Origin of the sequence: Candidatus Accumulibacter sp. ACC007, assembly GCF_907163205.1 — a bacterium.
GTDB classification, from domain to species: domain Bacteria; phylum Pseudomonadota; class Gammaproteobacteria; order Burkholderiales; family Rhodocyclaceae; genus Accumulibacter; species Accumulibacter regalis.
This window is the reverse complement of the sequence record NZ_CAJQUD010000011.1, coordinates 72,086-86,711: the sequence shown is the minus strand read 5'-3', so window position 1 is coordinate 86,711 and position 14,626 is coordinate 72,086. Positions and strand designations below refer to the sequence as shown.

The 14,626-nt window shown below is 63.8% G+C and carries 15 protein-coding genes; 3 read left to right on the top strand and 12 right to left on the bottom strand.

Features of this window, described 5'->3' with window-relative positions; translation table 11 throughout:
- Nucleotide 1: 1 nt before the first annotated feature.
- From rsxB to QZ634_RS20310, 4 genes are all read right to left on the bottom strand, one after another.
- A complete protein-coding gene (gene rsxB, locus QZ634_RS20325) occupies nucleotides 2-553 on the bottom strand; it encodes an electron transport complex subunit RsxB (protein WP_291991315.1) in 552 nt (183 codons plus the stop codon).
- 13 nt (nucleotides 554-566) lie between these two features.
- On the bottom strand, nucleotides 567-1,151 hold the full coding sequence (gene rsxA, locus QZ634_RS20320; RefSeq protein ID WP_291991314.1) for an electron transport complex subunit RsxA: 585 nt from the start codon (nucleotides 1,149-1,151) through the stop codon (nucleotides 567-569).
- Nucleotides 1,152-1,248: 97 nt separating this feature from the next.
- Nucleotides 1,249-2,304 (bottom strand): quinone-dependent dihydroorotate dehydrogenase, encoded by a 1,056-nt coding sequence (locus QZ634_RS20315; RefSeq protein ID WP_291991313.1) that lies wholly within the window; start codon nucleotides 2,302-2,304, stop codon nucleotides 1,249-1,251.
- 43 nt (nucleotides 2,305-2,347) lie between these two features.
- The gene (locus QZ634_RS20310; protein WP_291991312.1) at nucleotides 2,348-3,553 is read right to left on the bottom strand and encodes an HDOD domain-containing protein; all 1,206 of its coding nucleotides are present in this window, start codon (nucleotides 3,551-3,553) and stop codon (nucleotides 2,348-2,350) included.
- 169 nt (nucleotides 3,554-3,722) lie between these two features.
- Here QZ634_RS20310 and QZ634_RS20305 point away from each other — a divergent pair, with 169 nt between their 5' ends.
- The 3 genes from QZ634_RS20305 to QZ634_RS20295 are packed head-to-tail and all read left to right on the top strand — an operon-like array spanning nucleotide 3,723 to nucleotide 5,918.
- Entirely contained in the window at nucleotides 3,723-4,553 is an 831-nt protein-coding gene (locus QZ634_RS20305; RefSeq protein ID WP_291991311.1) for a substrate-binding domain-containing protein, read from the top strand.
- A gap of 10 nt (nucleotides 4,554-4,563) precedes the next feature.
- Entirely contained in the window at nucleotides 4,564-5,256 is a 693-nt protein-coding gene (locus QZ634_RS20300) for an ABC transporter permease (protein WP_291991310.1), read from the top strand.
- The gene (locus tag QZ634_RS20295) at nucleotides 5,253-5,918 is read left to right on the top strand and encodes an ATP-binding cassette domain-containing protein (protein ID WP_291991309.1); all 666 of its coding nucleotides are present in this window, start codon (nucleotides 5,253-5,255) and stop codon (nucleotides 5,916-5,918) included. Before QZ634_RS20300 ends, QZ634_RS20295 begins: the two co-directional genes overlap by 4 nt.
- A 57-nt stretch (nucleotides 5,919-5,975) precedes the next feature.
- On the opposite strand, the gene truB is transcribed toward QZ634_RS20295, so the two are convergent.
- The 8 genes from truB to QZ634_RS20255 all read right to left on the bottom strand — a co-directional run bounded on the left by truB (nucleotide 5,976) and on the right by QZ634_RS20255 (nucleotide 14,616).
- Complete coding sequence (truB, locus tag QZ634_RS20290) at nucleotides 5,976-6,869, bottom strand: tRNA pseudouridine(55) synthase TruB (RefSeq protein ID WP_291991308.1); 894 nt, start codon at nucleotides 6,867-6,869, stop codon at nucleotides 5,976-5,978.
- Entirely contained in the window at nucleotides 6,866-7,252 is a 387-nt protein-coding gene (gene rbfA / locus QZ634_RS20285) for a 30S ribosome-binding factor RbfA (protein ID WP_291991307.1), read from the bottom strand. Before rbfA ends, truB begins: the two co-directional genes overlap by 4 nt.
- Nucleotides 7,253-10,129 (bottom strand): translation initiation factor IF-2, encoded by a 2,877-nt coding sequence (infB, locus tag QZ634_RS20280; protein ID WP_291991306.1) that lies wholly within the window; start codon nucleotides 10,127-10,129, stop codon nucleotides 7,253-7,255.
- Nucleotides 10,130-10,148: 19 nt separating this feature from the next.
- Nucleotides 10,149-11,621: a transcription termination factor NusA gene (gene nusA / locus QZ634_RS20275; protein WP_291991305.1), complete on the bottom strand. Its 1,473-nt coding sequence runs from the start codon at nucleotides 11,619-11,621 to the stop codon at nucleotides 10,149-10,151.
- Between the two features lie 14 nt (nucleotides 11,622-11,635).
- Nucleotides 11,636-12,103, bottom strand: a complete 468-nt coding sequence (rimP, locus tag QZ634_RS20270; RefSeq protein ID WP_043566008.1) for a ribosome maturation factor RimP — start codon at nucleotides 12,101-12,103, stop codon at nucleotides 11,636-11,638.
- A gap of 153 nt (nucleotides 12,104-12,256) precedes the next feature.
- Complete coding sequence (rluB, locus tag QZ634_RS20265) at nucleotides 12,257-13,231, bottom strand: 23S rRNA pseudouridine(2605) synthase RluB (RefSeq protein WP_291991304.1); 975 nt, start codon at nucleotides 13,229-13,231, stop codon at nucleotides 12,257-12,259.
- A complete protein-coding gene (scpB, locus tag QZ634_RS20260) occupies nucleotides 13,221-13,811 on the bottom strand; it encodes an SMC-Scp complex subunit ScpB (RefSeq protein ID WP_291991303.1) in 591 nt (196 codons plus the stop codon). The genes rluB and scpB overlap by 11 nt, the downstream gene beginning before the upstream one ends.
- Nucleotides 13,777-14,616, bottom strand: coding sequence for a ScpA family protein (locus QZ634_RS20255; protein WP_291991335.1), 840 nt, complete (start codon nucleotides 14,614-14,616; stop codon nucleotides 13,777-13,779). The genes scpB and QZ634_RS20255 overlap by 35 nt, the downstream gene beginning before the upstream one ends.
- Between the last annotated feature and the right edge of the window lie 10 nt (nucleotides 14,617-14,626).

The following is a 14,626-nucleotide window of genomic DNA, read 5'->3' as shown; positions in this document are numbered from 1 at the left end:
CTCAGGCGGCACGCTTGGCTGGCTTGATTTCGATCACCGGGTATTTCCACTTCCAGTTGTCGAGATTTTCGCTGATCGGCCGCATTTCGATGCACTCGACCGGGCACGGTTTGACGCACAGCTCGCAACCGGTGCACAAGGGTTCGACGACCGTGTGCATCTGCTTGGCGGCGCCAACGATGGCGTCGACCGGGCAGGCCTGGATACACAGGGTGCAGCCGATGCACGTTTCCTCGATGATGATCGCCACCTGCTTCGGCTTCTCCTCGGCCTCCAGGGGTTTGACTTCACGGCCGAGCAGGTCGGCGAGTTTGCGCACGCCATCCATGCCGCCTGGCGGACAAAGGTTGATGTCGGCTTCACCCGCCGAAATTGCCGTGGCGTAGGGTTTGCAGCCCGGGTAGCCGCACTGCCCGCACTGGGTCTGCGGCAGGATGGCGTCGATCTTGTCGACCAGCGGGTCGCCCTCGACCTTGAACTTGATCGACGCATAACCGAGCGCCGCGCCGAGGACGATGGCCCCGAGCGCCATGACCGCCAGGGTGATGATCATTGGCTGGCGACTCTCACTGGTAGCGGTCCAGTCCGGCGAAACCCATGAAGGCGAGGCTCATCAGCCCGGCGGTGACCATGGCGATCGCGTTGCCCCGAAAGTAGGCAGGCACGTCGGCGCCTTCGACGCGCTCGCGAATGCCGGCAAAGAGCACCAGTACGAGAGAGAAGCCGATGGCGCTGCCGGCACCGAAGAGCAGCGATTCGACGAAGTCGTTCTTGTTGGCGATGTTCAGCAGCGGCACTCCGAGAACGGCGCAATTGGTGGTGATCAGCGGCAGATAGATACCGAGCACCTGATGCAGCAGCGGACTGGTTTTCTGGATGACCATCTCGGTGAGTTGGACGACCGCGGCGATGGTGATGATGAACGACAGCGTGCGCAGGTATTCGAGATCAAAGGGCATCAACAGGTAATGGTCGATGATATAGCTGGCACCGGTGCCGACGGTGAGCACGAAGGTCGTCGCCGCACCCATGCCGAAAGCCGTCTCCAGTTTCCTGGAAACGCCCATGAATGGACAAAGGCCGAGAATTTTCACCAGCACGACGTTGTTGACGAGAACCGCGCCGATGATGATGAACAGGTAGTGGGTCATGGTGAGCGTAGGCTGTTGGCAGCGCAGTCCGGGGCGCAGCGATTATCCCGTGTCGAATGCGAGCGTTCAACCACCTTGTCAGTAGCGCCTTCCGGGCTCAGGCCGTGCCCGGCATGTGCAGCGTGCGCTGCCTGGCGATGGCGACGGCGGCCTCGGCCACCAGTTCCGGGCCGCGGTAGATGAAACCGGTGTAGAACTGAACCAGACTGGCACCGGCGGCGATCTTGGCCGCCGCATCGGTCCCGCTCATGATCCCGCCGACACCGATGATCGGCACTTCGCCGCCCAGCGCTGCCGCCAGCTTGGCAAGCACCGCCGTCGACCGGGCAAGCACCGGCGCACCGGAAAGGCCGCCGGCCTGCTCGGCATTCGGCAGCCCCTCGACGCCGGCGCGCGAGAGCGTGGTATTGGTGGCGATGACGCCGTCCATGCGGTGCTGACGCAGCAAGGCCGCGATCGCCCGGACCTGCTCGTCTTCGAGGTCCGGGGCGATCTTCAGCGCCAGCGGCACATATTTGCCGTGACGGTCGGCAAGCCTGGCCTGCGCCGCCTTCAGGCGGCCGAGCAAGGCGTCCAGCGCGTCGTCGCGCTGCAGCTCGCGCAGGTTGCGCGTATTCGGACTGGAAATATTGACCGCCACGTAACTCGCCGCCGGGTAGACGCGGTCAAGGCAAAGCAGATAATCGTCGGCCGCTTTCTCCATCGGAGTATCGAAATTCTTGCCGATATTGATCCCCAGAATACCGCCCTGGCGGGCGAACCTGGCGGTGGCGACATTGCTCAGAAGTTTTTCGACGCCGTCGTTGTTGAAGCCCATGCGGTTGATGATCGCCTGTCTTTCCGGGATGCGGAACAGGCGAGGCTTGGGATTTCCCGGCTGCGCACGCGGCGTCACCGTGCCCACCTCGATAAAACCGAAACCCTGTGCAGCCAGGGCGTCGACATGCTCGCCGTTCTTGTCCAGACCAGCAGCCAGGCCGACCGGGTTGGGGAAATCCAGTCCCATCACCTGCACCGGGTCGGGAGCCACCGGGCGGGCGAGCAGCGAGGCCATACCGGCGGCCTTGATCAGGTCGATACCCGCCATTCCGACACCATGTGCGGTCTCGGCATCGAGCGCGAAAAAGAACTTGCGAAGCAGTGGATAGATCATCGGCACATTTTACCGCATCGCAGCATGCGGCGGCTGCAGCACACTAGCGCTCGGCGTTGATTCGGCTCGCCCAGCAAAAGGCACTCAATTGGGCCATGGCGTGGCACGCCGGACTGATCCCCAGGCCTGCCAGGAGTGTCTGCGCCTTTTCCAGCTCACCGGCCTCTCCGGCAACGATGGCCGCCAGCAGTGCACCCAGCGTACCCTGCCGCGACGACAGCGCCTGCCCGACCTCTACCGACAGAGGCAGCTCGCCGAGAATTTCGCTCATCGGCATCTTGAGCAGGATATCGAGCAAGGAAAAGATGCCGGTCATGAAAGCGGCGTCGCCGCCGTCTGCAAGCTCGCCTGTCGCGGCCAGGCCCAGGGAGAGCAGTTCCATCTGACGGCCGCGTTCAGCGGCCAGTTGCAACAGGGGGTTCGGCCGGTTGGCGTGGGTCAGTTGATCGGCGTAGATGAGCAGTTGCAACCAGCGTTGCAACTGGCGGCGGCCGAGCAAGGCAATCGCCTGATGGAAACTGCTGATACGCGTCTTGGCGCCAACGGCGACCGAATTGACCAGACGCAGCAGGTTGTACGCCAGCCGCGCTTCCTGACGGAAGACCTCTTCGATCTCGGCAGTGTCGGCATCCTGAATGACCAGGGTCAACAATCTGAGGACCTTCAACCGCGCCAGGTCCGGCTGGCCACCTGCGTGGGCGTCGACAACGGTCACGAATCTGCTGTCGGCAAGCTCGAAGTTCTTTTCCGCCAGCCACTCGAAGGAATCCAGGGAAGCGACGCCTGCCGCGATCCGGCCCAGACGTTGGCGTTGGAGGGCGCTCCAGTCGCGCGCCGTGAGTTCGTAGCGCGCCATCGCCGCGTCGATTTGCAGGTAATCGAAAGGAGCGCCGGCAAGGCGCTCGATCAGTTGGCGGCGGTCGAGCTGTACGCCGAGATGACGCCCCTGCTGACGCAGGTCCTGGCACAGAGCGAGGCTTGGTGCATCTTCCAGGACTCTCGCCGGGAGGACGAATATGGCTTGGTCGGGCTCGAATTTGTCGATAAACTCGCTCTCCGGCAGCCATTCCGGTTCGATTGACACCACCAGTGGCGCGCGCTTTGCCAGAGCCGCCGCACCTGCATCGACGAAGCGCGCGGCCAACTCGCTGGCGGCAAGCAGACTCGGGTCGGCGAAACAGCACTCCAGCGCAGCCCAACGCTTGTCAGCGGCCAGCAGGGGGCGAAAAAAAGAATAGAGTTCAGGCATGATCCTGGTTCTTTTTGGATTGTTCTTGGGTTTATGCCGGCTTCTGCTGGCCTTGGTCGAATGCCTGTGGTCGGCAATCGCTGCAGCCGGTCACAACCAGGTACAGAGCTTATGGCGATGGCCGTGAATCCTGAGCTTCAAATCATCGCCTTCTAGCAAGGGTAACGACATGGCAGGCAGTTTCTTTAGCGTCTATCGCCTGGCAACGGCATTCATCCTGCTCTTCGTCCTGCAGTCGACGGCGATCGAGGCGCGCGATTTGCGCCTGGCGACGACGACCAGCACCGACAATTCAGGTCTCCTGCGGGCCATCCTGCCGCCGTTCGAACGGCAGCAGGGAATCAAGGTGCATGTCATTTCGGTGGGCACCGGCAAGGCTCTCAAGCTGGCCGAGAACGGCGATGTCGACGTCGTCCTGGTTCATGACCGCCAGGCCGAGGAGGCCTTTGTCGCCGCCGGCCACGGCAGCGAACGGCACGACGTGATGTACAACGACTTCGTCCTCGTCGGCCCGAAAAGCGATCCCGCCGGGGTGCGCGGCGGTGGTGACGTGCTGGCTGCACTGCGGCAGATTGCGGCGACGCAGGCGCGCTTCGTCTCGCGCGGCGACGATTCCGGGACCGAGCGCATGGAGCGCAGCTACTGGCAGGAACTGGCCATCGCCGCCCAGGGAAAGCCATGGCACGTTGCGGCGGGTCTCGGCATGGGCGAGGTGCTGACCATGGCTGGCGAGATGCACGCCTACACCCTGTCCGATCGGGCCACCTACGCGACCTACCAGGCGCGGACGGGGCTGGAAATCCTGGTCCAGGGTGACCCGCGCATGTTCAACCCCTATGGCATCATGGCCGTCAGCCGCAGCAAGTATCCGGACATCAACTTCAGCGGTGCTCTGGCGCTGATCGACTGGTTGACCAGCGCCAGCGGGCGCGCGGCAATCAGCGCTTTCAGGCCCAACGGGGAACAGTTGTTCTTCGTGACGCCGGTCGGCAAAAAGTAGCGGCCGCTCGTTGGGCTTGCTCGACGCCACCCACGCCGCACTACGACTGCTGCTCTCCGGAGATGCGGAGCTGTGGACGATCGTCGGCGTCTCCCTGTCGGTGACCCTGCGTGCCATGCTCATCGCCATGCCGTTGGGCATTGGCTGCGGCTATCTGTTGGCCACGCTTCGCTTCCCGGGGCGGCGCGCGCTGATCGTCGTCATCCAGGGACTGCTCGCCTCGCCAACGGTGGTTGTCGGCCTGCTGCTCTACCTGCTGCTTTCGCGCCAGGGCGTCTTCGGACAATTGCATTTGTTGTTCACCCAGACGGCGATGGTCATCGGCCAGGTGCTCATCGCCCTGCCCGTACTCATCGCCTTCTCGCTATCGGCGATTCAGGGCGCCGACCCGCGCGCACGCGAGACCGCCGTGGCGCTCGGTGCGTCGGGCCCACGTGTCGCCTGGACGCTGCTCTTCGAGGTGCGCTTCGCGCTGATGGCGGCGGTCTGCAATGCCTTCGGTCGCGTGGTTTCGGAAATCGGCTGCTCTTTGATGGTGGGCGGCAATATTGCCGGCGTGACCCGCAACATTCCCACGGCGATCGCCCTGGAAACCAGCAAGGGCGACTTTGCGCAGGGAATTGCCCTGGGCATCGTGCTCCTGGTCGTCGCCCTCGGCGTCAATTTCTCGTTCGCCTTCTTTCAGGGGGAATCGCGACGATGAGCCTGCTGGCAGTGGCCGGGCTGGCCAAGTCTTTCGCCGACCGGCGCTTGCTGTCGATCGAAACACTGAGCCTCAGCGCCGGCGAGCGCTACGTGCTGACCGGCGAAAACGGCAGCGGCAAGTCGACTTTGCTGCGCATCCTGGCCGGCATCGACGCGCCGGACGGCGGCAGCGGCCACTTCGGCAAGCACCGTTTCGACTGGCACCCGTATCCTGACTGGCTGCGGCGGGAAGTCATCTACGTCCATCAACAGCCCTATCTGTTTCATACCAGCGTCGCCGAGAACATCGCCTACGGCTTGCGCGCGCGCGGTATCGAGGCCAGCCAGCGTGAGCGCCTGGTCAGTGCAGCGATCGCCTGGGCACGCCTTGGCCATCTGCTGCGCACACCGCCGCAGAAACTGTCGGGGGGGGAAAGACAACGCGTGGCGCTGGCACGGGCCTGGGTACTGGCGCCGAAGGTGCTCTTGCTCGACGAACCCACGGCCAACCTCGACGCCGAATCGCGCCAGCAGACGATCGATCTGGTGCACGGCTTCTGCGGTCCAGAAAGCACCGCCGTCGTCGCCTGTCATGATCGCGACATGATTGCGCTGGCCAACAGGCGTCGGCTGCACCTGGTCGACGGTGAGATTCGCCACGACAGCGAAGCGGCACTCTGAGCCTGCAGAAAGGAGTGCGTGCCGGTCGGGGCTGGTAGGGGCACAAACCGGGCGGCGCTACGCCGAGCCGATCACCCGCCGCGGTTGAACGCTGCCCTGGCCATCGACTTCGCCGAGGCCGAGGAGCCTGCCGTTCCCGTACACGCGGCATTTTCCCGGCGCGGCTGCGCTGCCCACCGGATTACCGTGCGCGAAGCGCGCCGCGGCGTCGTCGTCGAGAGTGACCGCAGGCAGACTCTGCAGCAGGGTGTCCGGGGGCAGTAGCCAGCGCTCGCGCCCGTCTTCGGCCAGCGCCGCCAACTGATCGAGGGTCACGGCTTCGGCGACCACAAGGGCGCCAACGGCGACGCGGCGGAGCGCGGTCAAGTGCGCGCCGCAGGCGAGCGATCGCCCCAGGTCCTCGGCCAGGCTGCGGATATAGGTGCCTTTGCTGCAGGCGACCCGCAGACGACAACGATCACCGGAAAAGTCCAGCAGGCGCAGCTCGTGGACCGTCACCTGGCGTGCCTCGCGCTCGACTTCGATTCCCTGGCGGGCAAGCTCGTAAAGCGGCTTGCCATCGCGCTTCAATGCCGAGTACATCGGCGGAACCTGGCGAATCGGCCCGCGCAAGCTGACCAGAGCGAGCTCGAGCTCGCTCAGCCCGAAAGCGACCGGGCGACGCTCGATGACGCTGCCGTCGGCGTCACCGGTATCCGTCGTGACGCCGAAGAGAAGATCGGCTTCGTAGGTCTTGTCGGCGGCGAGCAGGTCGACCGCGAACTTGGTCGCGTCGCCGAAACAAAGGGGCAGCAGGCCGCTGGCGAGAGGGTCGAGGGTGCCGGTGTGGCCGCCCTTGGCCGCTGAAAACAGGCGTCGGGCAGCTTGCAGCGCCGAGTTCGAAGTCATCCCCGTCGACTTGTCGAGGAGCAAGACGCCATCGACGCGCTGCCAGCTCTTGCGGGTAGTCAAGCCTGTTCGGGAGGATCGGTTTGATCCGAAATGGCCGCCGCCTCTCTGATCAGCTTGGACATCTTCTCGCCGCGTTCCAGCGACTCGTCGAAGATGAAATGCAGCTGGGGGGTGCTGTGAATACTGATCCGCTTGCCCAGCTCGCCGCGCAGGAAACCCGACGCTTTCTGCAAACCGAGCAGAACCGAGTCCAGCTGCTCACCAGCGGCCAGGCTGCTGAAGTACACCTTGGCATGCGCGTAGTCGGCACTGATATGCACCTCGGTCAGACTGATCATGCCCACGCGCGGGTCGCGAAGCTCGGTACGGATGACCTCGGCGAGCTCGCGGCGGATCTGCTCGCAGATCCGGTCCCGGCGCAAAAACCCCTTGTTGGCAGGCATTTACAGCTTCCGCGCGACTTCCGTGACGTCGTAGGCTTCGAGCTGGTCACCCTCTTCGTAGGCATTGTAGTTCTTCAGCGACAGACCGCATTCGAAGCCGGAACGCACTTCCTTGGCGTCATCCTTGAAGCGCTTCAGGCCATCGAGCTCGCCGTCCCAGACGACGATATGGTTGCGCAGCAGACGCACACGCGAGTTGCGCCTGATCACGCCTTCGAGAACGTAGCAACCGGCGATGGTGCCAATGCGCGTGGCCCGGAAGACCTGCCTGATCTCGACCAGACCGGTAATGTCTTCGCGCTTCTCTGGTGAGAGCATGCCGGAGAGCGCGTTCTTCACCTCGTCCACTGCGTCGTAGATGATGTTGTAGTAGCGGATATCGACACCGGCATGCTCGGCTGCCTTGCGCGCACCGGCGTCGGCACGGGTATTGAAACCGATGATCACGGCATTCGACGCCTGCGCCAGGTGCACGTCCGATTCGCTGATCGCACCGACGGCGGCGTGGATGACGTTGACCTTGACTTCACTGGTGGACAGCTTCTGCAGCGACTGCACCAGCGCTTCCTGCGAGCCCTGCACGTCGGCCTTGATGATCAACGGCAGCACCTTGGCTTCGGCCGTGGTCATCGTCTCGAGAATATTCTCCAGATTGGCCGCCTGCTTGGTCGCCAGTTTGACGTCGCGGTACTTGCCCTGGCGGAACAGCGCGATCTCGCGCACCTTGCGTTCGTCAGCCAGCACGACCGCCTCTTGCCCGGCCGCGGGAACATCGGAAAGACCGAGGATTTCGACCGGGATCGACGGTCCCGCCTCCTTGATGACCTTGCCGTTCTCATCCAGCATGGCGCGCACCCGACCAAAAACCTGGCCTGCCAGCAGCACGTCGCCCTGTCGGAGCGTTCCCGACAAAACCAGCATCGTCGCCACCGGCCCGCGACCCTTGTCGATACGCGCCTCGATGATCAAACCTTTGGCCGCCGACTCCCTCGGCGCCTTGAGTTCGAGCATGTCGGCCTGCAGCAGGACGTTCTCGAGCAATTCGTCGATACCCGCCCCGGTCTTCGCCGAAACCAGGATGAACGGCACGTCGCCACCATACTCTTCGGGAACGACCTCTTCGGCAACCAGTTCCTGTTTCACGCGTTCGGGTTGTGCGCCGGGTTTGTCGATCTTGTTCACGGCGACCACCAGCGGGACACCGGCGGCCTTGGCGTGGTGAATCGCCTCGCGCGTCTGCGGCATGACGCCGTCGTCAGCGGCAACGACCAGGATAACCAGGTCGGTCGCCTTGGCACCGCGGGCACGCATGGCCGTAAAGGCTTCGTGACCAGGGGTGTCGAGAAAGGTCACCATGCCACGCTCGGTTTCAACGTGATAGGCACCAATGTGCTGGGTGATGCCACCCGCTTCGCCGCTGGCCACACGCGTACGACGAATGTGGTCGAGGAGCGAGGTCTTGCCGTGGTCGACGTGGCCCATGACAGTCACCACCGGCGCGCGCGGTTCGAGCGGCGCATCCTTGTGGTCGGCGGCGTCCACGTCAAGGAGGAAGGCGTCCGGATCGTCGAGCTTGGCGGCAAACGCCTTGTGGCCCATCTCCTCGACGATAATCATCGCCGTTTCCTGATCGAGCACCTGATTGATGGTCACCATCGAACCCATTTTCATCAGCGCCTTGATCACCTCGGTGGCCTTGACGGCCATCTTGTGGGCCAGGTCGGCAACGGAAATGGTCTCGGGGACAGAGACCTCGTGAATGACCGGGTCGAGCGGTGCCTGGAAGGAATGCTCCTCGTCGACCCCGCTGCCGCGCCCGCCGCGCTTGCCATGCTTGTTGTCGCGCCAGCCACTGGCCCCCGTTGCGCCACGCGTGCGCAGCCCCGCCCGCTTGTTGGCGCCTTCGTTCTTCCACTGGCCCTTCTTGTCGGCGGCTTTCTTGTCGGGCGTTTTCTTGTCGGTGCTGGCAGGCTTTCCCGCCGGCTTGTGCAAGGTCTTGTCTTCCGCCGGTCGCTCGCTGGCGGTCTGCGCGGCGACCTGCTTGGCAACACCGGCGGCCTTGGCCGCGACGGCCTTGGCTTCGGCGTCCTGCTTCGCCCGCGCCAGATCGACAACGCGTTGCTGCTTGTTCTTGAACTCGGCTTCCTGCAGCGCACGCAGCTCGGCGTTGCGCCGTTCTTCCTCGGCGCGCAGCTTCTGCTGCTCCTCGCCGATGATCGATGCCCGCGTCACCACTTTTCTGCCACCCGCTTCGGCCTTGGCTTTCTTGCCGGCCGGCTTGGCCTTTTCGGTGATGACGGGTTCGGATGTCGTGTCGACCGGCGCCTCGGCCGGCGTCTCGACGGGCGTTTCTTCGGCGGCCGCCTCGACCACCGGCTCGGGCTCTTTTTCGACCACCGGCTCGGGCTCTTTTTCGACGACCGGCTCGACAGCCACTTCCGCGACCGTGGTCTCAGGCAGCGGCTCGAATACCGGCTCGAAGACCGGCGCAGGCACCGGCACGGTAACTGCCTCGACCATCATCTCCTCGCCCGCGGCGGGGATTGCCGGCTGCGCCACCACCCCGGGTCGCGCCTCGACCGGATCACGTTTGACCAGCACCCGTTTCTTGCGCACTTCGACCTGGACCGTGTGCGATTTTCCGTGCGAATCATGCGACCGGATCTCGCTGGTCTCTTTGCGCGTCAGGGTAATCTTGGTCTTGGCGTCACCACCATGAGAGCGCCGCAGGTACTCCAGAAGTCTGGATTTGTCCTGCTCGGAGAGCAACTCGTCGGCCTCGCTCTTGGCCACGCCGGCACGGCGCAGCTGCTCGAGCAGGACACCCTCCGCCATCTTCAGTTGGGTAGCAAATTGGGCAACACTTGTTTGCGCCATATGAATTCCTTTTTCCCGCTTACTCGAACCAGTGCGCACGCGCCGTGGTGATCAGTTGTTTAGCCCGCTGGGTATCCATGCCGGTCAGTTCGGTCAGTTCGTCGACCGCCAGATCGGCGAGATCGTCGCGCGTCTTGATACCACTTCCTGCCAGTTTCCCGGCCAGGGACTTGTCCATCCCTTCGAGGCTCAGCATATCCTCGGCGACATCCTCGATCTTCTCTTCGGTGGCGATCGCCTCGGTGAGCAGGACGTTACGTGCACGCTCGCGCAGCTCCTGAACGGTTGCCTCGTCGAAGGACTCGATCTCGAGCATCTCGTGGACCGGCACATAAGCGACTTCCTCGAGCGTCGAGAATCCTTCCTCGATCAGGATATTGGCCACTTCCTCGTCGACATCGAGCTTTTCCATGAACAGCACACGGATCGCCGCAGCCTCGGCCTCGACCAAGGTCTGCGACTCTTCTTCGGTCATCAGGTTGATCGTCCAACCGGTCATTTCCGAAGCGAGACGGACATTCTGACCGCCACGACCAATGGCAATCGCCAGGTTCTGCTCGTCGACCACCACGTCCATGCAATGCTTCTCTTCATCGACGATGATCGAACTGACTTCCGCCGGAGCCAGCGCCCCGACGACGAACTGGGCCGGATCTGGCGACCAGAGCACAATATCGACACGTTCGCCGGCCAGCTCGTTGGTCACCGCGGTGACCCGCATACCACGCATGCCGACGCAGGTGCCGATCGGATCGATGCGCTGGTCGTTGGACTTGACCGCGATCTTGGCACGCATGCCGGGGTCACGCGCAGCGGCCTTGATTTCGAGCAAGCCGTCATCGACTTCCGGCACTTCCAGGGCGAACAACTTGACGATGAACTCCGGCGCCGTGCGCGAGAGGATCAGCTGCGGCCCACGGGCGGCACGATCGATACGCAGCAGAAAGGCCTTGACACGGTCACCGACACGCAGATTCTCGCGCGGGATCATCTGGTCACGCGGCAGCAGGGCTTCGATCTTGCCAGTCTCGATGATCGCGTTGCCCCGTTCCATGCGCTTGATGGTCCCGATCACCAGGTGTTCCTTGCGCCCCAGGAAATCGTTGAGAATCTGTTCGCGCTCGGCGTCGCGGATTTTCTGCAGAATCACCTGTTTGGCAGCTTGTGCGCCGATCCGACCGAAATCGATCGGCTCCAGCGCCTCTTCCAGAAAATCCTCGACTTCGACCTCGGGATCCTGACCCTGCGCTTCCGACAAGGGAATCTGTTGCTCCTCGTCAAGAAAGTCATGATCGGCAACGACCTCCCAACGGCGGAAGGTTTCGAAATCGCCGGTTTCGCGGTCGACCACCACGCGAACGTTGGCATCGTCGTGGATGCGCTTCTTGGTAGCCGACGCCAGCGCCAGCTCGAGCGCGCCGAAGACGATGTCCCTGGTGACGTTCTTTTCGCGCGCCAGGACATCTACCAGCAGCAAGATTTCGCGGCTCATTTGCTCATTACCTCCTAAACCAGCCTGTCAGTCGATTTTGCCCGGTCGAAGTTGGGCACCAGACGCGCCTTGTCGACGCTCATCAGGTCGAACACCACCTCGCCCGAATCGATCTGCAAGCGCACCTTGCCTTCGCGCACACCCTGCAGGACACCTTTGAAGTTCCGTTGACCGTTCACCGGCAAGCGCAGCTTGACCGTGATCTCGGACCCCGCGAAACGCTCGAAATCAGCCTCCTTCTTCAAGGGCCTGTCGATTCCCGGCGAGGAAACCTCGAGCTGATCGTAATCGAAGTTCTCGACCATCAACACCCGCGACAATTGATTGCTGACCAGCGCACAGTCTTCAACATCGACCCCACGCGGCTTGTCCGGCTTGTCGATGAAAACACGCAGCACACGGCCACGCGGACTGCGCTCGACATCGACCAACTCGTAGCCGAGGCCGGACACCGTTTTCTCAAGAACTTCGTGCACATCCATGGCTGCAAATAAAAAATGGGCGAAACGCCCATCCCCGAAAAATTGTGCCCACAAGGGGCGACCGGAAAACCGTTGGATTATAACGAAAATAGTGGCCGACGTAAATCGGCCTGCGAGCTTGCAGAGCTTGCTCGACGCTTGTTCACCGCTTGTTCAGCGCTCGCGGCTGCGCCGCGGCGGGCGATCGGCTTCCGGGTTCTCCATGTCGAAGCCGGCCAGCAAGCGTTTCACTTCGGCGTCGGCGAGTTCCAGAACCTGACCCCGCCTCAAGCTCGGCGGCAGCGCGATCGGGCCGTAGCGCACGCGCATCAGGCGACTGACGACGCCGCCGACGGCTTCGAACATGCGCCGCACCTCACGATTCCGGCCCTCGAAGAGCGAGACGCGGTACCAGCGGTTGGCACCTTCGCCGCCGGCCTCCTGAAAGCTGGCAAACTGCGCCGGCCCATCGTCGAGCTCGACGCCTTCGAGCAGGCGCTGGCGTGACTCGTCCGAAATTTCGCCGAGGATGCGCACGGCGTACTCGCGCACCAACTGATAGCGCGGGTGCATGAGCCGGTTGGCGAGCTCACCCGAGGTGGTCAGCAGCAGCAGACCACTGGTGTTGAAGTCAAGCCGGCCGACCGCCACCCAGCGTCCGGCCGAGAGGCGGGGCATCGAGGTGAATACGGTCGGGCGATGATCGGGGTCATTGCGCGAAACGATCTCGCCTTCGGGCTTGTGATAGAGGATCACCCGCGGCAGACGGTTGGAAAAGCGCAGATTGACCAGCTTGCCGTTGACCTTCACCCGGTCCCCGGGGCTGACGGATTGGCCGATGTGCGCCGGCTGGCCATTGACGTTGATCCGCCCGGCGGCAATCAACTCTTCCATCTCCCGCCGCGAACCGACGCCGCTCTGCGCCAGCGCCTTGTGCAGGCGTTCAGGCTTGCTCGGAACGTCATGATGCCGACCACGTTTCGACGCGTCACCGGCCGGGCTCGCCGCCGGGCGGGGCCGAGCCCGACCCTCCTCGCCAGCAGGCTCTGGCAACTCATCAGCGGACGGGCGTCGCCGGACGGTACCGGCGGCAGCCGGGCGTGGCGAACGGGAAGGGGCGGCAGGCAATCTGCGCTTGCTATTGGCCATCAGCGAGGTCCAGGGTTGAATTGATCTGTTGCAGAGGCGGCAACTCGGCAAGACTGCGCAAGCCGAGGTCGTCGAGAAATTTGCGGGTGGTCGCCAGCAGTCCGGGCCGCCCCGGCGTGTCGCGATGACCCACGACATCGACCCAGCCACGCTCCTCGAGCAGCCGGATGACCTGCGTGGCGACGGTCACCCCGCGGATATCCTCGATGTCGCCACGCGTCACCGGCTGACGATAGGCAATGATGGCCAGCGTTTCGAGGACTGCGCGCGAGTAGCGCGGCGGCTTTTCCGGATTCAGTCGCTCCAGATAGGGCATGAACTCGGCGCGCGTACGAAAGCGCCAGCCACTCGCCACCGGCAGCAGCTCCAGTGCTCGCGTGCTCCATTCGCTGCGCAGCTCGTCGAGCAGCACGCGCAGGACCTCGGCACTGATCTGGTCGTCGAAGACCTTGCGCAGCTCGAGAACGGACAAGGGCACGCGGGTGCTCAGGAGCACCGCCTCGAGCACGCGCTTGAGGTCGTCGGGAGCACCCGCCGGCGCTTCGTCACGCGCTGGTTTGTCGAGATTCGCTGCGCTCATCGCTCAACCTGAGATAAATAGGCTCGAAAACTTCCACCTGCGTCATTTCGACGAGGTGCTCGCGGGCCAGTTCGAGCAGCGCCAGAAAGTGCACCACCAGCACCGGCGCGCCCTGCCGGGGGTCGAATAGCTCGCCGAACTCGACAAAGCCGCCGGCGTCGCGCAGATGGCGCAGGATCAGCGTCATGTGCTCGCGCACCGACAACTCCTCGCGCTGCACCATATGATGCGTGTGCAGCCTGGCCTGGCGGAGGATGCCCAGCCAGGCATTCTGCAAATCCAGCACGCTGACCTCGGGCAGGCGGCGCAGCAGAGTCTTCTCGACCCACACCTCGACCCACTCGAAATCACGCTCGGCCTGTGGCAGTTCGTTGATCCCGTACGCGGCCAGTTTCATCTGCTCGTACTCGATCAGGCGGCGCACCAGTTCGGCGCGCGGGTCCTCGGCGTCGTCGCCAGCGTCGACCTTCGGGCGCGGCAAGAGCATGCGCGACTTGATCTCGATCAGCATCGCCGCCATCACCAGATAATCGGCCGCCAACTCGAGGTTTTGCGAGCGCATCGCCTCGACGTAGACCAGATACTGCTCGGTCAGCGGCGCCATCGGAATGTCGAGAACGTTCACGTTGGCCTTGCGGATCAGGTAGAGCAGCAGGTCGAGCGGCCCCTCGAAGGCGTCGAGCATCACCGCCATCGCGTCGGGCGGGATGTACAGGTCGAGCGGCAGCTGCGTCAGCGGCTGGCCGTAAATCCGCGCCAGCGGACTTGCCGCCGTCGCCGGAGGCGGCGCTTCTGCGGCGGCCATGGTCGCGCTA

What these genes read in the sequence shown, in the direction of transcription:
- rimP (WP_043566008.1), bottom strand. Translation starts at nt 12,103, where the DNA reads ATGGATGTGCACGAAGTTCTTGAGAAAACGGTGTCCGGCCTCGGCTAC.
- infB (WP_291991306.1), bottom strand. Translation starts at nt 10,129, where the DNA reads ATGGCGCAAACAAGTGTTGCCCAATTTGCTACCCAACTGAAGATGGCG.
- QZ634_RS20255 (WP_291991335.1), bottom strand. Translation starts at nt 14,616, where the DNA reads ATGGCCGCCGCAGAAGCGCCGCCTCCGGCGACGGCGGCAAGTCCGCTG.
- QZ634_RS20295 (WP_291991309.1), top strand. Translation starts at nt 5,253, where the DNA reads ATGAGCCTGCTGGCAGTGGCCGGGCTGGCCAAGTCTTTCGCCGACCGG.
- QZ634_RS20310 (WP_291991312.1), bottom strand. Translation starts at nt 3,553, where the DNA reads ATGCCTGAACTCTATTCTTTTTTTCGCCCCCTGCTGGCCGCTGACAAG.
- rluB (WP_291991304.1), bottom strand. Translation starts at nt 13,231, where the DNA reads ATGGCCAATAGCAAGCGCAGATTGCCTGCCGCCCCTTCCCGTTCGCCA.
- scpB (WP_291991303.1), bottom strand. Translation starts at nt 13,811, where the DNA reads ATGAGCGCAGCGAATCTCGACAAACCAGCGCGTGACGAAGCGCCGGCG.
- QZ634_RS20305 (WP_291991311.1), top strand. Translation starts at nt 3,723, where the DNA reads ATGGCAGGCAGTTTCTTTAGCGTCTATCGCCTGGCAACGGCATTCATC.
- nusA (WP_291991305.1), bottom strand. Translation starts at nt 11,621, where the DNA reads ATGAGCCGCGAAATCTTGCTGCTGGTAGATGTCCTGGCGCGCGAAAAG.
- QZ634_RS20315 (WP_291991313.1), bottom strand. Translation starts at nt 2,304, where the DNA reads ATGATCTATCCACTGCTTCGCAAGTTCTTTTTCGCGCTCGATGCCGAG.
- rsxA (WP_291991314.1), bottom strand. Translation starts at nt 1,151, where the DNA reads ATGACCCACTACCTGTTCATCATCATCGGCGCGGTTCTCGTCAACAAC.
- rsxB (WP_291991315.1), bottom strand. Translation starts at nt 553, where the DNA reads ATGATCATCACCCTGGCGGTCATGGCGCTCGGGGCCATCGTCCTCGGC.
- rbfA (WP_291991307.1), bottom strand. Translation starts at nt 7,252, where the DNA reads ATGCCTGCCAACAAGGGGTTTTTGCGCCGGGACCGGATCTGCGAGCAG.